Genomic DNA, 22,866 nt, shown 5'->3' with positions numbered 1-22,866 from the left:
CTATGACCGCATTTGACGAATTGATGGCCTTTCAGCGCGAAACATCTGCACTGGGCCAGATCGCGGGCCGTCTGGGCTGGGATCAGGAAACGGTGATGCCGCGCGGTGCCGCTGCCCAACGGGGCGAGGAGATGGCCGCGATCGAGGCTGTTCTGCATGCCCGTCGTTCCGACCCGCGTGTGGCAGATTGGTTGGAAGAAGCCGAAGGGACATGCGAAGTGAGTGAAGCTCAGCTTCGTGAAATCCGTCGTGCGTTCGAGCGTACGGCCAAAGTACCTGCGGACCTAGCAAAGGCGATCGCGCGCGTAACCTCACAAGCGCAGGGAAAGTGGGCGCAAGCCCGTGCGGACGAGGATGTGGCCGCCTTCCTGCCGGTTCTGGAAGAAGTGGTCGCCCTTAAACGCGAGGAAGGCGCTGCGTTGGCTCAGGGCGGTAATATCTACGATGCCATGGTCGAAGATTACGAACCCTACACAACAGGCAGCCAGATTGCCGCGATTTTTGATGAAATGCGCCCGCGGCTGGTCGCATTGCGGGCTGCGATTCTGGAGAGGCCGATGCCCAAGGGCGTGGTCGGATCATTCGCCGAAGGCGATCAGATGCGTCTGTCGCAGAAACTGGCAACCGTGTTCGGATATGATCTGAATCGGGGGCGCGTAGACAAGGCCGTACATCCGTTCAGTTCGGGCAGCGGATCAGACGTGCGAATTACCACGCGCACCAGCGAAACCGACCCGTTCAACTGCTTTTATTCCACGATTCACGAGGTCGGCCACGCGGCATATGAACAGGGTATCGACGCCGCCTACGCCCTGACTCCGCTGGGAAGGGGCGTTTCGATGGGCGTTCATGAAAGCCAAAGCCGAATTTACGAGAACCAGCTGGGGCGCTCTCGCGAGTTCACAGGGTGGCTGTATGGACAGATGACCGATGTTTTTGGTGACTTTGGTATCGCTGATGCCGATGAGTTCTATGCCGCCGTCAACAGGGTGCAGAACGGCTATATCCGAACTGAAGCTGATGAGGTGCAATACAACCTGCACATCATGCTGCGCTTTGATCTCGAGCGGGCACTGATGGCTGGTGATCTGGAAGTCAATGATTTGGAGGCGGCGTGGAACGATCGCTTCAAGTCCGATTTCGGGTATGCCGTGGACAAGCCTTCGAACGGATGTTTGCAGGATGTACACTGGTCTGTGGGCCTATTCGGATACTTTCCAACGTACTCTCTGGGCAATGTCTATGCAGGATGTCTGTATGAGGCGCTACAAGCCGCAGTTCCCGATCTGAACGAGCAGCTGGGCCGGGGCGAAACGTTTGGCGCGACCAGTTGGCTGCGCGAGAATTTGCAACGCTACGGTGGGCTCTATGCGCCGCGTGACGTGATCGAACGCGCCAGCGGCCAGAAACCGGGACCCGAGCCGCTACTGCAATATCTGGAACAAAAGTTCGGACAGATTTACGGGCTTTAACAAAAAAAGCCCCGCCGAATATTGCGGCGGGGCTTTGGATATTGGGTATTTTAGTCCTGAGCGTCGTCGTCGCCCTGATCGGCAATCCAGGCAACGCTGACCACCTCTTCGCCCTTGCCGGTGTTAAAGACTTTGACACCACCAGCTGAACGGGAACGGAACGAGATGCCATCGACGGGAACCCGGATCGACTGGCCCTTGGATGTCGCCAGCATAATCTGATCGTCGATTTCGACCGGGAAGGACGCAACCAATTCCCCGCCGCGCATCGCCTTGTCCATCGCTGCAACACCCATGCCACCACGTCCGCGCACGGGGTAGTCGTGGCTTGAGCTCAGCTTGCCGGCGCCCCCGGCGGTGATAGTCAGGATCAGGTTTTCGGCCGCCGACATTTCGGCATAGCGTTCCTGCGGCAATACACTGTCCGCGTTACCTTCGTCTTCATCGCTTTCGGTCTCATCCGTAACGCCAGCCATCAAGCGGCGCATCTTGAGGTAGGCCGCGCGCTCGTCCGGTCCGGCTTCGAAGTGACGAATGACGGACATCGAGACCACCCGATCGCCATTGGTCAGCTTGATACCGCGTACGCCTGTGGATTCGCGTGAGTTGAAGACACGAACGTCCGTAGTACGGAACCGGATGGCACGACCCGAATTGGTCACCAGCATCACGTCCTCATCCTCGGAACAGATGCGTGCATTCACCAGCTCCACCCCTTCGGGCAGTTTCATGGCGATCTTGCCGTTACGGCGGACGTTGGTGAAATCCGACAGCCGGTTACGGCGGACGTCTCCGGCGCTGGTTGCAAAGACGATCTGCAGGTTTTCCCATTCATCGTCCGGGACATCCACAGGCATGATCGCCGCGATGGAAACACCAGTCGGAATTGGCAGGATGTTTACGATAGCCTTGCCCTTACCGGTGCGCCCCGATTGCGGCAGACGCCAGGTCTTGAGCTTGTAGACCATCCCGTCGGTGGTGAAGAACAGCAACTGCGTATGCGTATTCGCCACGAAGAGGTTGGTAACCACGTCCTCTTCTTTGGTTTGCATGCCGCTCAACCCTTTGCCTCCGCGTTTTTGGGCGCGGAAGTCAGCCAGAGGGGTGCGCTTGATATAGCCGCCCGAAGTTACGGTCACGACCATATCTTCGCGCTCGATCAGGTCCTCATCATCCATATCGCCGGACCAATCGACGATCTCGGTGCGACGTGGCACGGCGAACTGTTCGCGCACCTCGCGCAATTCATCGGCGATGATGCCCATAATGCGCTCTCGGCTGGACAGAATTTCGAGGTATTCCTTGATCTTGCCTGCCAGCTCTTCCAATTCGTCGGTGACTTCTTTGACGCCGATTTGGGTCAGACGCTGTAGCCGTAGTTCAAGAATGGCCCGAGCTTGGGTTTCAGACAGATTGTAAGTGCCATCATCGTTCGCCGTATGGGTCGGATCGTCGATCAGCGCGATGTATTCCAGTATCGGCTGAGCAGGCCAGCGCCGGGTCATCAGCTTTTCGCGAGCTTCCGCTGCGTCCGCTGATTGCCGAATTGTCGTAACGATTTCGTCGATATTAGTGACGGCAACGGCCAGGCCACACAAAATGTGACTGCGTTCCCGCGCCTTGCGCAGCAGGTGCGCTGTACGACGTGCAACGACGTCTTCACGGAAATCAATGAACGACGTCAGGAACCGGCGCAGTGTAAGCTGCTCGGGGCGGCCACCGTTCAACGCCAGCATGTTGCAGCCGAAATAGGTCTGCATTGGTGAAAACCGGTAGAGTTGGTTCAGTACCACTTCGGGCGTTGCATCCCGTTTCAGTTCGACCACGACACGCACGCCGTTGCGGTCGGATTCATCCTGAACGTGGGCGACGCCCTCGATCCGCTTCTCGCGCACGGCCTCGGCGATCTTTTCGATCATCGCGGCCTTGTTCACCTGATAGGGGATCTCGTCCACCACAATCGCGTAGCGGTCCTTGCGCAACTCTTCGACGCGGGTCTTGGCGCGGATGATGACGCTGCCGCGCCCTTCCAGATAGGCTTTGCGCGCACCGGATCGGCCCAGCATCACACCTCCGGTCGGGAAGTCGGGACCGGGGACGTATTCGATCAGTTGCTCGGATGTCAGATCCGGATCGTCGATCAGTGCCAGAGTGGCGTCTACCACTTCGCCCAGATTGTGAGGCGGAATGTTGGTCGCCATACCCACGGCGATACCGCCGGCACCATTAACCAGCATATTCGGGAAGCGGGCGGGCAGGACGGTCGGCTCTTTGTCCTTGCCGTCGTAGTTGTCCTGAAAATCAACAGTTTCTTTCTCGATGTCTGCCAGCAGGGCTGCGGCAGGTTTGTCCATGCGAACCTCGGTGTAACGCATGGCCGCCGGGTTATCACCGTCCATCGAACCAAAGTTGCCCTGACCATCCAACAGCGGCAGCGACATCGAGAAATCCTGAGCCATCCGCACCAGCGCGTCATAGATCGCGCTGTCACCGTGCGGGTGGTATTTACCCATCACATCACCAACCGGACGGGCCGATTTGCGATAAGCCTTGTCATGGGTATTCCCGGTCTCGTGCATCGCATAAAGGATGCGCCTGTGCACCGGTTTCAACCCGTCGCGCAGATCGGGGATCGCGCGGCTGACGATGACCGACATCGCATAATCGAGGTACGACGTTCGCATCTCGGATTCGATAGACACCGTCGGGCCGTCATAAACGGGGCGTTCCGGTGGGGTTTCGTCCATGTTTTCAGGAGTTTCTGGCGTATCGCTCACGTAACGGCCCGTTCTTTGTGCAGGGTCTATATCTTGTGGATGCATCTTATCAGACCCGGCACATAAGGTGCAAGCAAGCAACGGAATTGGGGCGAATTTCACTGCTCACGCAAGGTTAACGCATTGTTTTAATGAGAGTTCGGTTGAATTCGTGCTATGCTGAAGAGACCTTGCAATAATTTGGAGGTCTGCATGGAGCAAAGCGAAACAGAATTAATGCTTAAGGGGTACGGGCTGACAACGGCTGAGTTCTATTATCACATGCCCGACTACATTCACGTTTTGAATACCTTCACATGGCAGGAATATGATCTGGCGCCTGATCATCCGAGGCTGTTTGATTTCATTGAGTTCTGGCAGCGCGAAATCGAAGGGCCACTTCATTCCGTCCGTTTCACACATCGCAAAATGATCGCGCCGGGTGAGTGGCGTAATGTAGTGGGCGAATTCAGACTGAATTGACCGATGGCCTAAGCGGCGAATTTGGCGTTTCCCGGGCTAGTTTGACGATTGTATTTCGTATTAGGTCGCGATGTTCGCGACGAACCGGATTTTATTTTTGACAACAATGGGTATTGTCAGTGTCGAACGCAGGTTCTGACATTGGATCATTCCATGATGAAGTTACCAATTTCCATCGTTGCGGGGCTTCTGCTTTGCGGAACTGTCTCAGCCGAAAATTTGCTCGATAAGGTCAAAAAGGGCGCTGAAAGTACGGCAGACGCTATTGGCCGCGGCGCTGAAAGCGCTGGTAAGACTGTTGGCAAGGGCGCTGACATCGTCAGTGATACGTTTGAATCCACTGCTGATTTGGTGACCAATGAGGCGACGCCCGAAGAAACACGCGCCAAGCTGGACACGATGTCAGATGAAATTCTGACGCGCCTTCTGACAGAGAATTCGGATGCTGATGCGCTCTATCCGGATAGCGCTGGCTATGCCGCCTTTGATACCCGCAAGATAACAGTGTTTCCCGTATCCGCCGGATACGGTCGTGGTGTTGCTGTTTCAAAGGAAGACGGCAGCCGTACTTACATGAATATGGGGACAGGCGGCGTTGGGGCGGCCATAGGTATCGGCGGGTTCGAAACCCAGCTGGTGATCATGTTCGAAACGCAGGCAGATTTCCAGAAGTTCATCACCGAAGGCTATGATGCGACGGCAGAAACAGGCGCCATGTATGGCGATGAGAAGACGGACCAGACCGCCAGGTTCGTCAATGGGCGGTCCATATTCGTGCTCGACAAAAAGGGTTGGCGCGTTTCAGCGAACGCGTCCGGAACCAAGTATTGGAAATCACCCGAACTGAACTGACGTCAAGCCGAACAACTTGCTCCGCCCAGAACGCAGAATTTCGCGCAATGAGGGTGGTTCAGGTGAACATCCGCTTCGGCTTCGGCCAATGTTGTTCCCATTTCGAATTCCGGTGAATAGGGCAGCAGGGTACAGGCCAGAACGGCTGGCTTGGATGCGCCCTTGCGTTTGACCACCATGCGGGAACTGGCGCACATCACGGCACTCGGCGCTTTGTCAAGAATCCCCCAGCAGGCTGTGGTTATTTCAGGTACTTCCGAAGTTTCGTCCATTTCGGGGAACAGTACCGTTTGGCCGGGATTATTGGCATCAATGTCAAAGCCATGTTCGGCGTAGAACGCGGCATAGCCCGCGCGGCTTTCCGCATCGGACTCTCCCCAGACAGTGCGTCCTGCCACAGTCATCCGAAATCCGTTGTCCCGAAGCCATTTCATTCCTTCGAGGGTTTTTTCAAAACTGCCTGCGCCCCTTTCCGCGTCGTGCAGTTCAGAGCGATAGTGATCGACCGAAATCCGAAGTGTAAGCTTTTCCCCGTGGTCGCGATGAAGTTTTAGTAGTCCTTCGCGCACCTTTCGGCGCATCATCGGGCGCATCGCGTTGGTCAGAATCAAAACCTCATATCCGCGTTCAAGGGCGGATTTTGTGATTCCGATCATCTCGGGGTTCATGAAAGGCTCACCGCCGGTAAAACCGATCTCGCGCACTGGCCAGTTCCGCGTTTTAATCTGATCCAGAAATTCGATGACCTCGGATTCCGAAATGTACACCAGCGCATCATTCGTGGGGCTGCTTTTGATATAACAGTTCAGGCATTCGATGTTGCACAGCGTACCGGTATTGAACCACAACGTCTCGGGATTGCTCAGCGGTACTGCTGCACGCTGCTGGCCATCGGCTGTCACGAATTTGTTCTGAAACTTTCCGATATTGGCTAACTGAGGCGCGTTGTCTTTCATTCCGGCATCCGGTTCCTTGCAACTGTCCAACTGATCTAGCTTATTGCCACAGGTGAATTAAAGACGGACGCGACGTATCTGACAGAGTTTTGATGGTGGGTAACGAAAACGAAATGATTGCGCTAACATTGGACACGCGGCGGATTGGGAGTTAAGGAAAACCCATGGTTTCTCGTATCATACCGGTAGATCCTTTTGATCTGGTCATATTCGGCGGAACAGGCGATCTTGCCCAGCGTAAGATTCTGCCGGCGCTGTTTCGCAGATATTGCGCGGGACAATGGCCCAAGGACGTTTTGATCGTCGGTGCGGCGCGAAGCGATCATGATGACGAGTCGTTTCGTGCTCTCGTCGCCGAATCCCTGCGACAGCTTGTTCCGGTGTTGTCAGCCCGGCACGCCGTCCTGAATGAGTTCCTGCAGCGGATTGTCTATTCCCGGGTTGATGCGCTGTCCAACGACGGGTGGGAAAGTCTTGCTAAACGGCTTGATCCGCAGCGGGTCAGGGCGTTTTACTTTTCCGTGGGCCCCCGTCTGTTCGAACCGCTTGCAGAGAGGATCGAAGCATTCGGTATGGTCACGGATCAGACGAGGGTCGTGGTTGAAAAGCCCTTTGGTCATGATCTCGCCAGTGCCCGTGGGCTGAACGCGACACTGGCTGCGTATTTCGATGAAAAGCAGATTTACCGCATTGATCACTATCTGGGCAAAGAGACGGTCCAGAACCTCATGGCGGTCCGCTTTGGAAACATGCTGTTCGAGCCGTTGTGGAACAGCCAGTATGTCGACCATATCCAGATAACGGTGGCCGAAACCGTAGGTGTGGACGGGCGCGAGAACTACTATGATCGCGCCGGCGCCATGCGTGATATGATACAAAACCATTTGATGCAGCTTTTGTGTTTGATCGCCATGGAGCCACCGGCGAAGTTCGACCCCGATGCGGTACGTGATGAAAAACTCAAGGTGATCCGCGCACTGGACCCCGTTGAACCGCACCATATCGTACGCGGTCAGTTTGTGGCCGGGGCTGACGGGCCGGGCTATCGGGATGTGGTTGGCAAAGAGAGGTCCTCAACCGAAAGCTATATTGCTTTGCGCGCGCATATCAGCAACTGGCGGTGGGCCGGAACACCGTTTTATCTGCGTACGGGTAAGCGGCTGGTTGCTCGTTCATCCGTGATCAACGTGATGTTCAAGGACGCGCCACATTCGATTTTCGGTGAGGGGGCAGGGCGACACGCAAACGTGTTGTCGATCCGCTTGCAACCGAACGAGGGAATTACGCTGAAAGTGACGATCAAAGAGCCGGGCCCAGGGGGGATGCGTCTGGTCGACGTCCCACTGGACATGAGCTTTGCCGAGGCATTGGGGGCGGAAAACCAAGACCCGCCGGACGCCTATGAGCGCCTTGTGATGGATGTGATCCGGGGTAACCAGACCCTGTTCATGCGCGACGACGAAGTCGAAGCCGCCTGGGCCTGGACCGATCCGATCATCGCTGGATGGCAGGCACGCGGCGATGTACCAAAACCATATGACAGCGGCAGCACCGGGCCGGGCGACGCCGAGCTGCTGATGAAACGCGATGGTCGCCGCTGGCAAGGGATCAAGCCATGAACATTCAAGAATACGCTGACAGGGATTTGCTGGCCATAGATGTGGCCAACAAACTGGCTGGAGAACTTGAAGCCTCTCTGTTGCACAATGATACCATTGCGTTTGCCGTCCCGGGGGGAACCACGCCTGGTCCGGTGTTTGATAGCCTGTGCGCGGCTGATCTGGAATGGGATCGTGTGCGTGTTCTGCCAACGGATGAACGTTGTGTACCGTCAGATCATGAGCGTTCAAACGAGCGGCTGATCCGCGAGCACTTGTTGGACAGTCGAGCTTCGGCGGCAGAATTCGTTCCGCTTTATATTCCTTCGGAACATCCCGAGGATGCGCTGGCACACATTGAGGCCCTGATCGCACCGGTGTTGCCGTTGTCTGTGCTGGTACTGGGAATGGGCGAAGACATGCATACTGCCTCGCTGTATCCCGGGATGGACGGGTTGGCACAGGCCCTTGACGGCGACGCGCCGACACTTGCCGTCGCACGAACCGCGGTGCAGCCCGAACCCCGCATCACGCTGACCGCACCTATTCTGGACGGTGCCTTGTCCAAGCACCTGATTATCTATGGCGCGGCCAAGCGCGACGCACTGGAGCGTGCCATGTCATTGCCACCCGAAGAGGCGCCAATCGCTGCGGTTCTGAGTGGGATTACAGTCCATTGGGCGGAGTAGAAAAGATGGATATCGGCAGACTTGCGGAACAAGCTGATCACGTGCGGGACCGCAGGATAACTGACTTGTTCGAATCCGATCCAGACCGGGCACAGGGTTTTTCCGCTTCGTCCGGTGATTTGTTATTCGATTATTCAAAGACCCAGATTGACGATCAAATTCGCGCGTCGCTGCTGCAGCTTTGCGAAACGGCTAATTTGGCCGCAAGGCGCGATGCCATGTTTTCCGGGAGCAAGATCAACGAAACCGAAAATAGGGCTGTTCTGCACACTGCTCTGCGCAATCTTGACGGTGATCCGGTTGAGGTTGATGGGGCAGACGTCATGCCCGGAGTGCTGGAGACCCTTCAGCGGATGAGGGTTTTTGCGGAAGAGGTCCGAGGTGGGGCTATTGAGGGGGCAGGTGGGCCGTTCACTGATGTGGTGAACATCGGCATCGGCGGGTCCGATCTTGGGCCGGTCATGGCTACACGCGCTTTATCGCCATATCATGACGGGCCCCGGCTGCACTATGTGTCGAATGTCGATGGTGCGTATATCGCGGATACGCTGCGTCCGCTGGATCCATCGCGCACGCTGGTCATTGTTGCCTCCAAGACGTTTACGACCATCGAAACAATGACCAACGCCCGCACAGCTCGTGCGTGGATGCAGGATGGCGGCGGTGATCCGGCCAAACAGTTCGCCGCAGTTTCCAGCAATCTGGACAAGACCAAAGCATTCGGCATTCCGCAAGAGAGAGTGTTCGGTTTTGCGAATTGGGTTGGCGGGCGTTATTCGATCTGGGGGCCAGTTGGCTTGCCGGTCATGATTGCCGTAGGCTCAAATGCGTTCGATGCCTTTCTGCGCGGCGGGCAGGCGATGGACATGCATTTCCGCTCGGCCGACTTGGTTGAAAACATGCCGGTGATGCTGGCCTTGGTCGGGATATGGCACCGCCAGATTCTGTCTTATTCCAGCCGCGCCGTTTTGCCATACGACCAGCGATTGAACCGCCTTCCGGCGTACCTGCAGCAGCTTGAGATGGAGTCGAACGGAAAATCCGTTGCCATGGACGGCTCTGCTTTGATCGGCCCGTCTGGCCCGATTGTCTGGGGTGAACCGGGTACCAATGGACAGCACGCATTCTATCAGTTGATTCATCAGGGAACGGATGTTGTCCCCTGCGAATTCATGGTTGCAGCCGAGGGTCATGAGCCCGAGTTGGAACATCACCACCGGCTTTTGCTGGCAAATTGTCTGGCCCAGTCCGAGGCACTGATGCAAGGCCGCTCATTGGACGAGGCGCGCGCGCTTTTGGTGGACCGTGGGCTCGGTGATGAGGAACTGGACCGTCAGGCCCGGCATCGAGTTTTCCCCGGCAACCGTCCATCGACCACGCTGATGTATCCCAAACTGACGCCCTATGTTCTGGGGCAGATCATCGCCTTGTACGAACACCGGGTTTTTGTCGAGGGCGTGATCCTCGGGATCAATTCATTCGATCAATGGGGTGTGGAGCTAGGCAAGGAGCTTGCGACCTCGCTGGGGCCCATTGTGGATGGCGATCGCGGGACCGAAGGAAAAGACAGCTCAACAGCCGCCCTTGTTGCCTATGCGTTGCGCTACCGAAGCTGACTTTGGCTTCTGAAATCAGGCCTGCCGTTACGGCATATCGTATTCGCGTTGTTGTCAGCGGGTGAATTGCTTGGCAGGTTCTTCCTCATGGAAGAGCCATGAGTGATCCGACAAGCACAGCCTTGCCGACGTTCATTCATGCAGAAACAACCGGCGCTGTTCAACGAACGCGGCGCCGACAGGGGAGGACACCCATGCTGGGACAGATGATGACGCAGCCCTTGCTGATTTCGTCACTGATAGAACATGCCGAAAAATACCATGGTCAGACCGAGGTATGGTCGGTTGAAACCGACAACACGATAACCCAGACCAACTGGGCGGAAATCTCGCGGAATGCTCGGCGAATGGGGTCTGCGCTGGCCAATCTTGGATTGGAACCGCAGGACCGTATTGGAACGATCGCATGGAATAATCGCCGCCACCTTGAAATATATTACGCGGCCTCCAGTGCGGGCTTTGTTTGCCACACGATCAACCCGCGTCTTTTCCCCGAACAACTCACCTACATCATCAATCATGCCGAAGACAGGGTGCTGTTCTTTGACGCGACCTTTGTTCCGCTGATCGCCGCGCTCAAAGACAAGCTGACCGCGGTCCGCCATTTTGTGCTGATGGGGCCGCGAGATGAGGCCGCGTTGTCTCAGGTGCCTGGCCTGTTGTTCTATGATGAACTGATCGAAACAGGAGATCCCGGTTTCGAATGGCCGGTCTTGGATGAAAACACGGCGTCCAGCTTGTGTTACACATCCGGTACGACCGGCAATCCCAAAGGCGTGTTGTATTCCCACCGGTCAACGGTTTTGCACAGTTTTGCTTCGAATACGCGCGACGTGATCGGCTACTCGGCGATGGATGTCGTGCTGCCGGTTGTTCCGATGTTTCACGTCAACGCATGGGGTTCACCCTATGGGTGCGCCATGTCAGGCGCCCGGATGGTGTTGCCCGGGCCGGACCTGCATGGCGAAGCTCTGGTCAATTTAATCGATACCTACCATGTGACGCTGGCGATGGGTGTTCCGACGATCTGGCAGGGACTTTTGGCCCATGCGGAAAAATCGGGCAGTAAGTTGGAAAGCCTTGAGCGCACAGTAATTGGCGGATCGGCATGTCCGCCATCGATGATCGAAACCTTCCGTGAAACCTATGGTGTCGATACAGTCCACGCCTGGGGAATGAGCGAGATGAGCCCCCTTGGCACAGCCAACATTCCCTTGGCCAAGCATCGGAATCTGACCACCGAGGATCAGCACAGGTTGCGCGAAAACCAGGGCAGACCGCCTTATGGTGTCGAGCTGAAAATCGTTGATGACGATGGGAAGGACTTGCCCAATGACGGTGTGACCCAAGGCGATCTGATGGTGCGCGGGCATTGGGTTCTGGACAGCTATTTCCATATGGAGGACCAGCCCTTGTTGCAGGATGGCTGGTTCGCCACGGGCGATGTCGCAACCCTTGATCCGGATGGGTACATGACCATCCGCGATCGTTCCAAAGACATCATCAAATCCGGGGGTGAATGGATCAGTTCGGTTGAGCTGGAAAATATTGCCGTGGCGCATCCCAAACTGGCAACTGCAGCCGTCGTTGGGGTGCCTCATCCGAAATGGGATGAACGGCCGTTGCTTGTCGCCGTCAAAGCCGAAGGCGAGGACCCGACCCAAGAAGAGCTTTTAACATTTTTCGATGGAAAAATCGCGAGTTGGCAGGTGCCTGACAAGGTCGTGTTTGTGGATGCACTGCCCCTGAACGCCACGGGCAAGGTCCTGAAACGCAATTTGCGGGCTGAGTTCTCAGACGTGCTTTCCGACTGAGAAAACGGCAACAGACGTCACAAATGGTCCGATTTGAGGAAAAGGAGATATGGCTCCGGCGGTAGGGATCGAACCTACGACCAATTGATTAACAGTCAACTGCTCTACCGCTGAGCTACGCCGGAACGGTTCGCGCCGTATAGCAACCAGAATATCGGTCGTCCAGAGGGGTGATAAAGTTTTTTCGACGAAAAAACTCACCCGTCTGTAGCGGCATAGAATGGCGCTTACATTGTGTCATTTTGTTAGTGAAAATTGGCTCCGGCGGTAGGGATCGAACCTACGACCAATTGATTAACAGTCAACTGCTCTACCGCTGAGCTACGCCGGAACTGCGGGCCGTATAACAATCCGACATTTTCCCGTCCAGAGGGGAATGACGTGAAAACAATAATTTTTTTAGCATCAGTCAGCTACGCTGAATTCAGCCGATATCGAAATCTCGCCGGCCGGTGATACGTGGGATTTTTCGGCAAGATCAACCAGATGCGCAAACACGTTGCGCTCTGCGGCAGGCAGCAAGCGGGGCGGAGTGTCCGTATAGATTCGCTCGGCCAGGTTCCGTGCGGTGCCGGGTTGATCGGTTAACGCGGTCAGAATCTGTGCCTCGCGGCTCTGGCGGTGTTGGATCAGCCAGTCCAGACGCCCAGCGGGATCTGTGACAGGTGCTCCATGACCGGGATGGAACACGGACCAGTTTCGAGCGCGCAGCTTACGGCATGCCGACATAAAGTCGGTCAGGTCGCCGTCAGGAGGCGATACAAGCGAACTGGCCCAGCCCATTACATGGTCTGCGGTGAAACAGATGTCATTCCACGCAAGTGCGATATGGTTCCCCAGATGCCCGGGTGTATGAATCACTTCCAGGCTCCAGCCGTCGCCGTCGATCATCTGGCCATCCTCAACTTCGATATCGGGGTTAAAGGCCCGGTCAATCCCTTCACCACCCCCGGTGAGGCCTCGCGATGCCAAGCGTGTCATGACCGCACTACGCCCCGCTTCCGGCCCTCCGAAGGCAAGGACCGGGGCACCGGTTTTTGCCGACAAAGGAGCAGCCAGCGGTGAGTGGTCCAGATGGCTGTGGGAAACGATGATGTGGCTGATTCTCTGCCCCGGCTTCAACGCATCCAGAATCGCCTGTAGATGACGATCATCCGCCGGGCCGGGATCGATAACCGCTACATCGCGGCGACCCAGAATGTACGTGTTTGTACCACGATAGGTCATGGGTGAGGGGTTTGGCGCAACAACCCTCAGCAGATCATCGTCAAGCTGGAACGGGATGCCAACGGGCGGATCGAATTCATCGGGCGGTAGCATCTTGGCCTCTTTCTCTTGCCGGGGTGCAGGGTTAGGCTTAGCGCATGTCCTTCCGTTGGCTCAAACCTTATATGCCCCGCAGCCTTTATGCCCGCGCAGCGATCATTCTGGCACTGCCTATGATTGTTGTTCTGCTGGTCGTTGCGGTCGCGTTTCTACAACGTCATCTGGAAGACGTAACCACTCAGATGACGCGGACTGCATCGCGTGAAATTGGATTTGTGACACAAGTCATGCAGTCGGCCGAAACTCAGCAGCAAGCGTTGGCCGCAGCTCGGCCGATTCTGGCGGCGCTTGAAATGAGGGCGGTTTTTCTCAACCAAAATGAAAAGCCAACCGTTGCGTCGCGCCGGTGGTACGACTTCATTGCGCCACTGATTGTTACGCAATTGCAAGGGTGGCTGCCTGATGTTGCTGCGGTATCGTTGCCAAGCAGCCGTGAGGCGCGAGTTTATCTGAACACTGATCTTGGCGTTCTTGAGTTGACGTTTGATCGCAGGCGTTTGTCACCTGCCGCTCCGCATCAATTGATCGTCACGATGGTGTTCTTTGCCGTGCTCATGACGTCGATATCCTTCCTGTATATGCGCAATCAGCTGCGACCGATCACAAAGCTGGCCGAAGTGGCGCAGGCCTTTGGGCGTGGCCGGGTGGTTCCTTACTCTCCCGGCGGAGCGATTGAGGTTCGTGCCGCAGGTAGCGCCTTTCTCAACATGCGCGCGCGCATAGAGCGGCAAATCGAACAGCGGACGCTGATGCTGTCCGGTGTCAGTCATGACCTGCGAACGCCACTCACCCGGTTAAAATTGGGTCTTTCCATGCTGCCAGCGGAAGACGCCAAGCCGTTGCTGCAGGACGTGGATGAAATGCAGTCTTTGCTGGATGCGTTCCTCGATTTCTCGCGGGGTGCCGCAGAAGGGGCGCCTGAAGCGGTGAAACCAGCCGTTTTGCTGCGCCAGATCGCAGAGGATGCTAAGCGGGCAGGGCGGGTTGTAGAACTGGTGCCAACCGAGGAACAGGGGGAGGTCATGCTACGCCCTGTGGCGATTCGGCGCGCAGTCGAAAACCTGATCGGAAACGCCGTGAGATACGGGACACGGGCCCGGGTCAGTCTTGTGATGACACCAAAATCAATGCGCATCCGTGTCGAGGATGACGGGCCGGGTATTCCACCGGAGCAAAGAACCGAAGCCGTCAAACCGTTCTCTCGGCTTGATCCCGCACGCAACCAGAATCAAGGGAGTGGAGTGGGGCTGGGGCTTGCCATCGTGGCAGATATCGCCCGCGCACATGGAGGGGCCTTGCGTCTTGGCGTAAGCGAAGAGCTTGGAGGGCTGTGCGTAGACATTGTTATCGGGCGATAACAATGGGTTATATCTGAACATTATCTAAAGAAAGTGCAGGAGATTGAGATGCCCCGGCCTGTTTGGGCCGGGGCAATCCGAACTTAAAGACCTGGAATTTTCGCGGCAACGCCGCGGGTTCCGAATGTAGTGCCGCGCGATGCGCCCAGATTGATACGGACGCCCACACCGACATATGTCTCGTTGGTGCTGCCGTTTCCAATGGCGTAGCGGGCATTGCCAACTTCGCCATAGACCTTGGCATTGGGGCTCAGATCGTAGTCGGCGCCAATCGACAGCGTGCTGATGTCAAGCGCGCCCTCAATATTGTCCACCAAGTCGTAGTTCAGTGAAAGTTCCCAGCTATCGGTTACGTAGCTGTTAACAGAAATCCCGAAAATGGTCCCATTGGCGTTGTTGACGACATCCACATCCTGTCGGCCAAGATACCCTTCGATATCTACCTGACCGGCATCATACCCGCCTTCGATACCAAAGAACCGGAAATCTTCGGAAATGAAACCGTTGGTTGCTGGCAGATTTTCCTGACCATAGAAAACCCCCAAAGAGCCGTTCGGGCTAACGTGAAAAACACCGTGCAAGGTGGCGTTCGTTACGGTTTCATCAAGGGAGTTGAAACGGTAGGCGCCAAGGTCCAGCTGCAGCCCGACGCTGCGCGAAAAGGCAATTTCACCCGCTCCGTTCAGGTTGTATCGCTGAAAGTCGGTCTGGTCGGTCAGGCCCGAGTAACCAAGATCGACGTAACCTCCGGTAACTTCTACCGCCTGTGCCGCACCAGCGTAAATTCCGGCGGTCAATGCGCCGAATACAAAAAGATTTTTCAATGTCCTGCTCCGTCTTCTTTTTTACGACCGCCCATTCCAAGGAGCGATGCGTTGATTGTCAGTATCGCGATCCTGCGCGTTAGGGTAGAATCCGGTGTGTGAATTTTTGGACTGTGACTATGCAGGCACATGTTTCCGGGTAACCCTCGGAATGGTTGGGAACAACCGATTGGACCCTCTACCAATGCACTATTCGATTATCCTGAGAATTTTGTATTATGCATAGGCAGTCCGAGAGCCTGCATGAACATTCGTGTAACCCATCTGAGCAGAGGATCCAGGATGCCCCAGTATAATGACGTGTTCGAGTTGTCGGTTGAAGACATGGATTTGATCGAACTGGCGCTGAGGCAGGCATCGGCCTCTTTCTCGCAGGAACAGATGGGTGAATCGGACGAAGCGAATGCTGATCGTCAGGATACCATTAGACGAATACACGATCTGTTGGGGCGCCTGCATGACCAGAAGATTTTTTACCGACCCAAAGATGGGGTTTATGTTGGAGGGTAGGCGCGTTGCCGTGATTCAACCCGACCGCCCGAGCCAGCTTACAGCCGTGGACAGGGTCTGATCGGATGGTTTGATTTTTATGCTGTCCGAAACAAGTTTATGATTTTTATTTGGTCGAACCATAACGCATTGAAATTGTGTTAAATATTCAAGGATGTCACCGGCGCTCGGAGGCTGACCTACCCGGCGAGTCGGGTGATCTGGTATCGTTACCTGGAAAAAATGCGGATTTTGGTAGGCCCGGAGGGACTGCAAGCGATTTTGCAAGATATTGTAATTGAACAGAAAATCACAACGTGGGGTAATAATTTTCGCGGCGTGGGGTAATTTCTGTTCACCATTTGACCTTCGAAAGCTTCTCTCCCAGGTTGGTTGCTATCGCCGTGCGCTCGGCTTCTTCGACGTAAACCTTGCTTTCTTCACTGCCCAGTTCATGGCCCAACAGAACGTCAATTTCATAGCTTGTGGCGCCCAGGTGGGGGAGGATTGACGACAGGCCTTTCCGGACCCCGTGCAAGGATCCTTTTGCGCCGGCGTCGTCGAACCACTTGCGAACATAGTTGCCTAATGTGCCGTGGGTTAGCGGCTTACCTCTGCTGGTCTTGCAATAGACGCCATCCTTCACATTCGCGACCTCCTCCTGCAGCATGGGCAGCATCGGGATTTCCACTGTGCGGTGAGGTTTCTTGGATTGCGTCCAGCGCAGCCACTTCGCGCCGTCTCGATTGAACTCGTTGAACCTGCCCAATAGCCTCAGGTCTTCGCGCCTGGCGGCAGTGCATAGTTCGACGATCATCACGCGACGCGCCAGTGAACCAGGCGGGTGATACTTCATATAGGCGCGCACATCATCGATCGTGCAGGTGTAGAACCCCTTCGATCCTTTGTTGATTCGCTTGATCTTCTTCGCCGGGTTCTGAAACGTGTCGGGATCGACGTGCTCCCGATCGAGGGCCCATTCGTAAAGCGATGATATGGACTTTCGCAGATTGTCACGCGCGCCCGGAGTGGCTGCAAATTTATCCAGAAACTGAACCAGCTTGCCACGTGGCATGCGGCAGTCCTTTCGCCCGAACTCTGCGACCAAGCGCCCGAGGTGGTGGCGGTGGCCTTTGAGTGTTGCTGGGCTGGCTAATCCTGCATCGACTCGCGTTTCAAGATCCTTCAGGAACAGGCCGACCAGCCAAGAAATCGATCCCTTGACGGTTTTGGGTGTTTTCGGAGTGTCCAGGCCATCGCGGATTGCGGCGTAACTGGCCAGAAATTCAGGTGTCCCTGGTTCACCCTTGATCGTCTTCTTCTTCCCGTTTCGCTGGAACCTGTAACGGATGTTCCCGCTGGGCATTCTCTCGGCAAACACAAACGGCAGTTTGACTTCCATTTCACTCATCATCCCAAGTCTCCGGGGCTTCATCGTTCTTGGGTTTGGGAGATTCGTCAAATTTCTGGATGATCCGGATCACGCCCTCCGGTGTGATTTCGAGTGAGGCGACTTCCAAACCTGCTTTCTTCGCGCCTGCTACAGCCCGAACAATCTGTGCCTGAGTGAAAGTTGTCTCAGCCATTTTGAGGTCCCTTTCTGTGCGTTCAATCGTCCTTCGCGGAAGTTCTCACCGCGTGATCAAGTTTGGCGATTGCCAGCAGAGTGGGTTTCATCTCGCCTGGCGCGTCGTCGTAGCTTCGGCACCATCTGCCGCTCAAACGGGGCAACAGTGCGCGGGGAATTGGTATGAGCATCCTCCGCTTTGATGGTCATCAGGTCGGCCTTGATGGTCGAAACCTTGACGTCCAATCGCTTGGCTATTTCCCAGTGGCTCAGCCCGCGGCCCATCAGATCGCGCACCGCAGCCTGTCTACGCGCCACTGCAGCCGTCTTGCCGTTTTTGACCGGCTGGACCTGCCGCTTTTGGCCCGCACCGGTTGCCCGGTGCACGGCGGCGTTGCTTTCTGCGGCCGAGGTTTTCATCCGCTCGATAGGTGTCATGCAGCACTCCTGTTGTTCAGGTTGCTTTCGTGCTGTGTAATCAGGGCAGAGACTTCATTGGCCTTGGCTTCATCCATGCCCCTGAGCGTTGTCAGATCACGCTGAAATCTCGGATCATTGGTGACTGCTGATAGGTCTTGGGCCGTTGTCCGGCTTTCCACCGCATTTTTGAGTTGATCGCGTAGGGTTACGGTCTCAACCGTAGTTTCGTTTTCATTGTTGTCTGGGCTTTCCGGCTTCTGGTAGCCGACAACCTTGACCTTCGACCAAGGATCTTCCGTCCACTTCTTCCAGTACGTTTTTCCGTTCTTCTGGTTAACGTCACAGGACACCCACGGCGCATCCAAACGGTATAGATAGCGGCCAATACCCCAGTGTACTGCAGCGCGTTTCAAGGCGTCCGAGATGCCACCTTTCTCGCCCTCCACAGCGGTTTCGCCGGCTCCGTCAGACTTCCATACCCAATGATCGCCAACGCAAATACCTATGCGGCAAATAATGCGCCCTCTGGCAGTTTCGGTGTACTCGTCCTGCCAGTTTGCAGGCCCGCATACTTCGTCCAGCCGGTCCATCACGTCGCGGGCATCGATATAGGCTATACGATGCTCGATCGCATCACCATGGAACTGCTGCGCGATCCGTATACTCAAGCCACGGGCGGCATGGTGCGGTTCATCTTCCGCAAGCGGACTGGTGGCAAGGTCACGCTGGCCGAGGCCTTCCGCAAGCTGAAATGTGCAGCCTGATGAGCGTTGAACCGGCGTTCGGGCCGGTTCCTTCCTGAAATTCTCACAAAGGAACAGATCCATGCAAGATCTCATGAACAACATTCATCCGATCCGCGCCATCAGCCCGGTTTCGGTGTCTGACGATACCGCACAAGTTTCCGAAATCATCGATCTTCAGGGCTATGATTCCCTGACTTTCGTCATTCTAACCGGTGCCATCGCCGACGCGGACGCAACCTTCGCGACCTTGATCGAAGAAGGGAACGATCCGGCCTTGAGTGACGCGACCGCTGTTGCCGACGTCGATTTGATCGGAACCGAAGCCCTGGCGGGTTTCCAGTTCGATGATGACGATGAAACCCGCAAGATCGGATACTCAGGTGGAAAGCGCTATGTGCGCCTGACGGTTACGCCATCGGCAAATACTTCGGCAGCGCTGTTGGCGGCGATCGCGCTTCTTGGGCATCCGAATTCCGCGCCAACCGCGAACCCTCCGGTCTAACGCGAAATGGCTTCTGGCGGGCGTCTGCAGGATGCCCGTTTTTTCTCACCCCGATAGGAGGCAATCATGCGCTGCAAAATCCTGAAAGACTTCCCGTTTTCCCGTGACGGCTTCACGATGGAACAGGCCGTTGAAGGTGAATATGAGGACATTCCCGCCGCCCTCATCCCGGGCCTGGCAAAGGAAAAAATGCTGCAGAAAGCGCCCAGCAAAGGCGCCAAGGCAAAGGCCAATCCCGCATACGAAAAGAAGATGGATGAAACCCAGTTGGAAAACAAATCAACCGGGGCAAAGGAGTAAAGCATCGATGTTGATCGGTCGCATTGAGAACGCCACGCGCTATATTGGGAAGTCTCAGGGTTTTCTCTGGCTGCCAATTCGCGACGAGTTGATCCAATGCCCTGTTTTTGGTCCGGCACCCCAAGGATACTAACGGCTTGGCAGCCGACGCCTGATGAAGTCGAGGCAATCAAGGCCAGCGCTTCCATCCACGTTTCACTGCATGGAACCACACATCCTCCTATCATGCTTTCTGTTGGTCAGGTTCCGTCAAATTAGGTTTGAACAGAACGGCCTGATACGAGACCCAAAACGGGACAGATGTCGAAATTGCGTACGGGACCGGAGACTTGGTTACAATCCTGAATGCAAACGTAGCAGATTTCACCGAACCAGATTTTCTGTTTGCCTGAGTGTCTCTGGCCCCACAAAACTTGTGGGGCCAAGCCTTTGGTTTCTCATTGTACGAAGCGAGCCGCACCTATGATTGGCACTCCGATCTGACCGGACAAAGGCGAATGGCGGAGGGTCAAGATACAAGAGGTGGCTTTACATTTTGCTGCTTCTCAACCAACACGCGCGATCAATTGACACATGCGTAGACCCTTGATTTGGGCTGTTTTTTTAGGTTCGTGGTTTGCCTTGGAGTAGTTTGACTTGATCCCTGCGGCTTATGCTCGTTTGGGAAATTTGGTGCTCGGGTCAAAATCAGTTTTCAACCGTGTTGACTAACGTATGCTTCTGGGCGAAGCAGTTCAAGAAACTCCAAGTTGAAAGCGAAAGCATGATCGATAAGAACCGCCAGGAAAGAGGGGAGAAGTTTCCTAAGGTCGAAGGGCTGCATTATCTTCAATTTCTTGAAATCATGCACAGTACTGTTCAGCCAAATCTGTACTTAGAAGTCGGCACACAAACGGGGGCGAGCCTGAAGCTGAGTAAATGCACTTCTATCTCCGTCGATCCAGAGTACAAAATAGCGCATGATATTATAGGCAAAAAAAAGGGCCTATTTTGTTTTCAAGATACCAGCGATGGTTTCTTTTCCTCCAGGTTCTTAGAAAACAACGAGTTTAAAGTTGATCTGGCCTTTTTGGACGGAATGCACTTGTTTGAATATTTGCTTAGAGATTTCATAAATACGGAGAAACACTGCTCTACCAAAAGTGTTGTGGTTTTGCATGACTGCATTCCCTGGGGTAGTAAAATGACCAAAAGGGATCGAGAAACCACCGCTTGGGTCGGGGACGTTTGGAAAATTGTACCTACGCTCAGAAAATATCGGCCTGACCTGGAAATTGAAGTAGTTGATGCGGCACCCACAGGATTGGTGATTGTTAGTAACTTGGATCCGCAAAATTGCACTCTGTCGGAGAGCTACGACGAAATATTAAAAGAGTTTTTGGACGTCGAAATTGAGGAGTATGGGGTCCAAGAGTACTTTTCTTCTCTCAACATTAAGCAAACGGCTGAAAGCCGGTGGTTGTCAGAGTTCCCGTTTGAGTTGCCGGACTCGTGGCCTGAGAAGGCGGATATTTCAATAAAGACCGCCGCGCCAACCCGCCAAAAAATGTTGGGTTGGGGAGACTACTTTTACGCCCGTGGGCTTGCTCGGGCGTTTGTTCGGTTGGGACACAGAACAACGGTTTGTTCTCAGGAAGAATGGTCTCGGGACACGAAAGCCGGTGGTATCGATTTAGTGCTTCGAGGGCGGGCTAACTTTAAACGCCACCCAGATCGATACTGTCTGATTTGGGCAATCAGCAAGGGCTTACGCAGCATGAATTACCGTGAAGCGGATCATGTATTTTGGGCATCAAAAAAGATGTATGATGAAGCTATTGTTGGTCAAGGCGCAGGAATTTCTACGCTCCTACCACAAGCTTTTGATGCCGATATTATGCGAGCTGACGCGCAGCGAAAACAGGAGGGAATTGTTTTTGTCGGGCGCCGAAAGGCAAATCACGAAAGAATAAGTGTAAAATTCGCGGTGGCTGCAGGCGAGTATCCTCGGATATATGGACCAGGATGGCAAGGTGGGGTCTATGATAGGTTTGTTCATGGGCAGGGCGTAGAAAATAGCAAACTATGGGATGTGTATCAAAGCGCAAAAATTGTTTTGAACGACAACACGACTGTCATGAAGAACAGAGGGTTTGTGTCCAATCGAATTTTCGACACCCTCGCTTGCGGCGCCATTCCTGTGTCAGAGGACGTTGGTTGGGTTCCTGAGGATATCGCTGATTATGTCTATGTATTTCATGATCAGAAAAGTTGTGAAGAGGCCATAAGTCGAGCAAAGAACGAACCCCCCAGTATGAAAGACAAGCGCATCGAACTGGCTAAGAGAGTAAAAGAAAACCATTCTTTTGATGCGCGGGCGAAGAAAATCTTGTCAGTTGTTTCAGAGTTGCAAGAAGAAAGGTGATCTCGCGAAGTTCGGTTTCGATGTGTCCAGTAAATTAATATCTAAAGCACACGACTTGATCTGACAGTTTCAACGTTTCCCATTTGGCTCAACCCATATGAGAATATTTCTAGGTTTTGGAGTGCCATTGGTGTCGGACCAATGAATGCCAAGGTCACGGGAAAAATTGCAGTATAGCCGAGAATAGGATTGTCGTGTTGTAGATTGAAGTGGAGGAGCAGCCATTCTTAGGCCACACAGAATTCGACACTAAGGGCTCACCGCAGACATTCGAAGGTTCACAATAGGGAGGGACGTCCGCTATGCGGACAAAGCTGCCGTTCAGTTCGAACCAGTAGGTCCACGAATTTGGCTCCGAGCCGACATCCATAAACTGCCTCAAATGCTGCGGATGCTGCCCTCTTTGCCGTCATGCGTTGCGATGGCGGAAATGCTTCTTGTGCGAGCGACCACAAAGCTGACGAACTGGCGCGAATGTCGCGCAGGAACTCATTTCTACCGTAGGGTTTGGTACAACGGCGCTATCTGCGTATGGTTGGCTTAAGCCGTTGAATTCGGAGGCGCATATGTTTCGACTGATTATAGTTACTCTGTCGCTGTTCATCTTTTCGTTTGAGAAGGCATTGGCGGAAATCATCCATCTTCACGCCAAACGTGGAAATATTGAGGGCGTTCTCGCGGAACTAGACAAGGG

General features: G+C 54.8%; 20 protein-coding genes and 2 tRNA genes. 12 read left to right on the top strand and 10 right to left on the bottom strand.

Annotated features, from left to right (window positions below):
* Positions 1–2: 2 nt before the first annotated feature.
* Positions 3–1,472, top strand: coding sequence for a carboxypeptidase M32 (locus ACR0D6_RS00110; protein ID WP_480764031.1), 1,470 nt, complete (start codon positions 3–5; stop codon positions 1,470–1,472).
* 50 nt (positions 1,473–1,522) lie between these two features.
* Here ACR0D6_RS00110 and gyrA read toward each other — a convergent pair whose 3' ends face one another.
* Positions 1,523–4,249 (bottom strand): DNA gyrase subunit A, encoded by a 2,727-nt coding sequence (gene gyrA / locus ACR0D6_RS00105; RefSeq protein WP_480764030.1) that lies wholly within the window; start codon positions 4,247–4,249, stop codon positions 1,523–1,525.
* A 192-nt stretch (positions 4,250–4,441) separates the two neighbouring features.
* Between gyrA and ACR0D6_RS00100 the strand changes: the two genes are divergently transcribed.
* Both ACR0D6_RS00100 and ACR0D6_RS00095 read left to right on the top strand, forming a co-directional pair.
* Positions 4,442–4,711: an usg protein gene (locus ACR0D6_RS00100; RefSeq protein ID WP_170650102.1), complete on the top strand. Its 270-nt coding sequence runs from the start codon at positions 4,442–4,444 to the stop codon at positions 4,709–4,711.
* A gap of 153 nt (positions 4,712–4,864) precedes the next feature.
* Positions 4,865–5,563, top strand: coding sequence for a lipid-binding SYLF domain-containing protein (locus ACR0D6_RS00095; RefSeq protein ID WP_480764029.1), 699 nt, complete (start codon positions 4,865–4,867; stop codon positions 5,561–5,563).
* Between the two features lie 2 nt (positions 5,564–5,565).
* On the opposite strand, the gene ACR0D6_RS00090 is transcribed toward ACR0D6_RS00095, so the two are convergent.
* Positions 5,566–6,519, bottom strand: a complete 954-nt coding sequence (locus ACR0D6_RS00090) for a radical SAM protein (RefSeq protein ID WP_480764028.1) — start codon at positions 6,517–6,519, stop codon at positions 5,566–5,568.
* Positions 6,520–6,683: 164 nt separating this feature from the next.
* On the opposite strand from ACR0D6_RS00090, the gene zwf reads away from it, so the two are divergent.
* The 4 genes from zwf to ACR0D6_RS00070 all read left to right on the top strand — a co-directional run bounded on the left by zwf (position 6,684) and on the right by ACR0D6_RS00070 (position 12,236).
* On the top strand, positions 6,684–8,138 hold the full coding sequence (gene zwf / locus ACR0D6_RS00085) for a glucose-6-phosphate dehydrogenase (RefSeq protein ID WP_480764027.1): 1,455 nt from the start codon (positions 6,684–6,686) through the stop codon (positions 8,136–8,138).
* Positions 8,135–8,806, top strand: a complete 672-nt coding sequence (gene pgl, locus ACR0D6_RS00080; protein ID WP_480764026.1) for a 6-phosphogluconolactonase — start codon at positions 8,135–8,137, stop codon at positions 8,804–8,806. The genes zwf and pgl overlap by 4 nt, the downstream gene beginning before the upstream one ends.
* A 5-nt stretch (positions 8,807–8,811) precedes the next feature.
* The gene (gene pgi / locus ACR0D6_RS00075) at positions 8,812–10,422 is read left to right on the top strand and encodes a glucose-6-phosphate isomerase (RefSeq protein WP_480764025.1); all 1,611 of its coding nucleotides are present in this window, start codon (positions 8,812–8,814) and stop codon (positions 10,420–10,422) included.
* 194 nt (positions 10,423–10,616) lie between these two features.
* A complete protein-coding gene (locus ACR0D6_RS00070; RefSeq protein WP_480764024.1) occupies positions 10,617–12,236 on the top strand; it encodes a long-chain-fatty-acid--CoA ligase in 1,620 nt (539 codons plus the stop codon).
* 50 nt (positions 12,237–12,286) lie between these two features.
* Here ACR0D6_RS00070 and ACR0D6_RS00065 read toward each other — a convergent pair.
* From ACR0D6_RS00065 to ACR0D6_RS00055, 3 genes are all read right to left on the bottom strand, one after another.
* Positions 12,287–12,361: transfer RNA gene (locus ACR0D6_RS00065), tRNA-Asn, on the bottom strand.
* Positions 12,362–12,492: 131 nt separating this feature from the next.
* A tRNA-Asn gene (locus tag ACR0D6_RS00060) sits at positions 12,493–12,567 on the bottom strand.
* Positions 12,568–12,641: 74 nt separating this feature from the next.
* Positions 12,642–13,556 (bottom strand): MBL fold metallo-hydrolase, encoded by a 915-nt coding sequence (locus ACR0D6_RS00055; protein WP_480764023.1) that lies wholly within the window; start codon positions 13,554–13,556, stop codon positions 12,642–12,644.
* A 44-nt stretch (positions 13,557–13,600) separates the two neighbouring features.
* On the opposite strand from ACR0D6_RS00055, the gene ACR0D6_RS00050 reads away from it, so the two are divergent.
* Positions 13,601–14,920, top strand: coding sequence for an ATP-binding protein (locus ACR0D6_RS00050; protein WP_170650096.1), 1,320 nt, complete (start codon positions 13,601–13,603; stop codon positions 14,918–14,920).
* An 83-nt stretch (positions 14,921–15,003) separates the two neighbouring features.
* On the opposite strand, the gene ACR0D6_RS00045 is transcribed toward ACR0D6_RS00050, so the two are convergent.
* The gene (locus ACR0D6_RS00045; protein ID WP_170650095.1) at positions 15,004–15,744 is read right to left on the bottom strand and encodes a porin; all 741 of its coding nucleotides are present in this window, start codon (positions 15,742–15,744) and stop codon (positions 15,004–15,006) included.
* Between the two features lie 282 nt (positions 15,745–16,026).
* Here ACR0D6_RS00045 and ACR0D6_RS00040 point away from each other — a divergent pair, with 282 nt between their 5' ends.
* Positions 16,027–16,254 (top strand): hypothetical protein, encoded by a 228-nt coding sequence (locus ACR0D6_RS00040; protein WP_170650094.1) that lies wholly within the window; start codon positions 16,027–16,029, stop codon positions 16,252–16,254.
* 334 nt (positions 16,255–16,588) lie between these two features.
* Here the strand turns inward: ACR0D6_RS00040 and ACR0D6_RS00035 are convergent, their stop codons facing one another.
* Genes ACR0D6_RS00035 through ACR0D6_RS00020 form a run of 4 tightly spaced genes read right to left on the bottom strand, consistent with a single transcriptional unit; the run spans position 16,589 to position 19,047 of the window.
* Positions 16,589–17,644, bottom strand: coding sequence for a hypothetical protein (locus ACR0D6_RS00035; RefSeq protein ID WP_480764022.1), 1,056 nt, complete (start codon positions 17,642–17,644; stop codon positions 16,589–16,591).
* Positions 17,637–17,819, bottom strand: coding sequence for a hypothetical protein (locus ACR0D6_RS00030; protein ID WP_480764021.1), 183 nt, complete (start codon positions 17,817–17,819; stop codon positions 17,637–17,639). The genes ACR0D6_RS00035 and ACR0D6_RS00030 overlap by 8 nt, the downstream gene beginning before the upstream one ends.
* A gap of 56 nt (positions 17,820–17,875) precedes the next feature.
* Positions 17,876–18,238 carry a hypothetical protein gene (locus ACR0D6_RS00025; protein WP_480764020.1) on the bottom strand — a complete coding sequence of 121 codons (363 nt, stop codon included), beginning with the start codon at positions 18,236–18,238 and terminating at the stop codon, positions 17,876–17,878.
* Positions 18,235–19,047, bottom strand: a complete 813-nt coding sequence (locus ACR0D6_RS00020; protein ID WP_480764019.1) for a Rad52/Rad22 family DNA repair protein — start codon at positions 19,045–19,047, stop codon at positions 18,235–18,237. The genes ACR0D6_RS00025 and ACR0D6_RS00020 overlap by 4 nt, the downstream gene beginning before the upstream one ends.
* Between ACR0D6_RS00020 and ACR0D6_RS00015 the strand changes: the two genes are divergently transcribed.
* The 3 genes from ACR0D6_RS00015 to ACR0D6_RS00005 all read left to right on the top strand — a co-directional run bounded on the left by ACR0D6_RS00015 (position 19,046) and on the right by ACR0D6_RS00005 (position 22,172).
* Positions 19,046–19,468 carry a hypothetical protein gene (locus tag ACR0D6_RS00015; protein ID WP_480764018.1) on the top strand — a complete coding sequence of 141 codons (423 nt, stop codon included), beginning with the start codon at positions 19,046–19,048 and terminating at the stop codon, positions 19,466–19,468. The two genes, ACR0D6_RS00020 and ACR0D6_RS00015, sit on opposite strands and share 2 nt — an antisense overlap.
* A gap of 66 nt (positions 19,469–19,534) precedes the next feature.
* Positions 19,535–19,768, top strand: a complete 234-nt coding sequence (locus ACR0D6_RS00010; RefSeq protein ID WP_480764017.1) for a hypothetical protein — start codon at positions 19,535–19,537, stop codon at positions 19,766–19,768.
* Positions 19,769–20,531: 763 nt separating this feature from the next.
* Positions 20,532–22,172: a glycosyltransferase family protein gene (locus tag ACR0D6_RS00005; RefSeq protein WP_480764016.1), complete on the top strand. Its 1,641-nt coding sequence runs from the start codon at positions 20,532–20,534 to the stop codon at positions 22,170–22,172.
* The last annotated feature ends 694 nt before the right edge of the window (positions 22,173–22,866 follow it).

The organism is Ruegeria sp. BJ6 (genome assembly GCF_056537885.1).
Note: the sequence above shows the minus strand (reverse complement) of the source record. Positions and strands in the feature narration are given on the sequence as shown.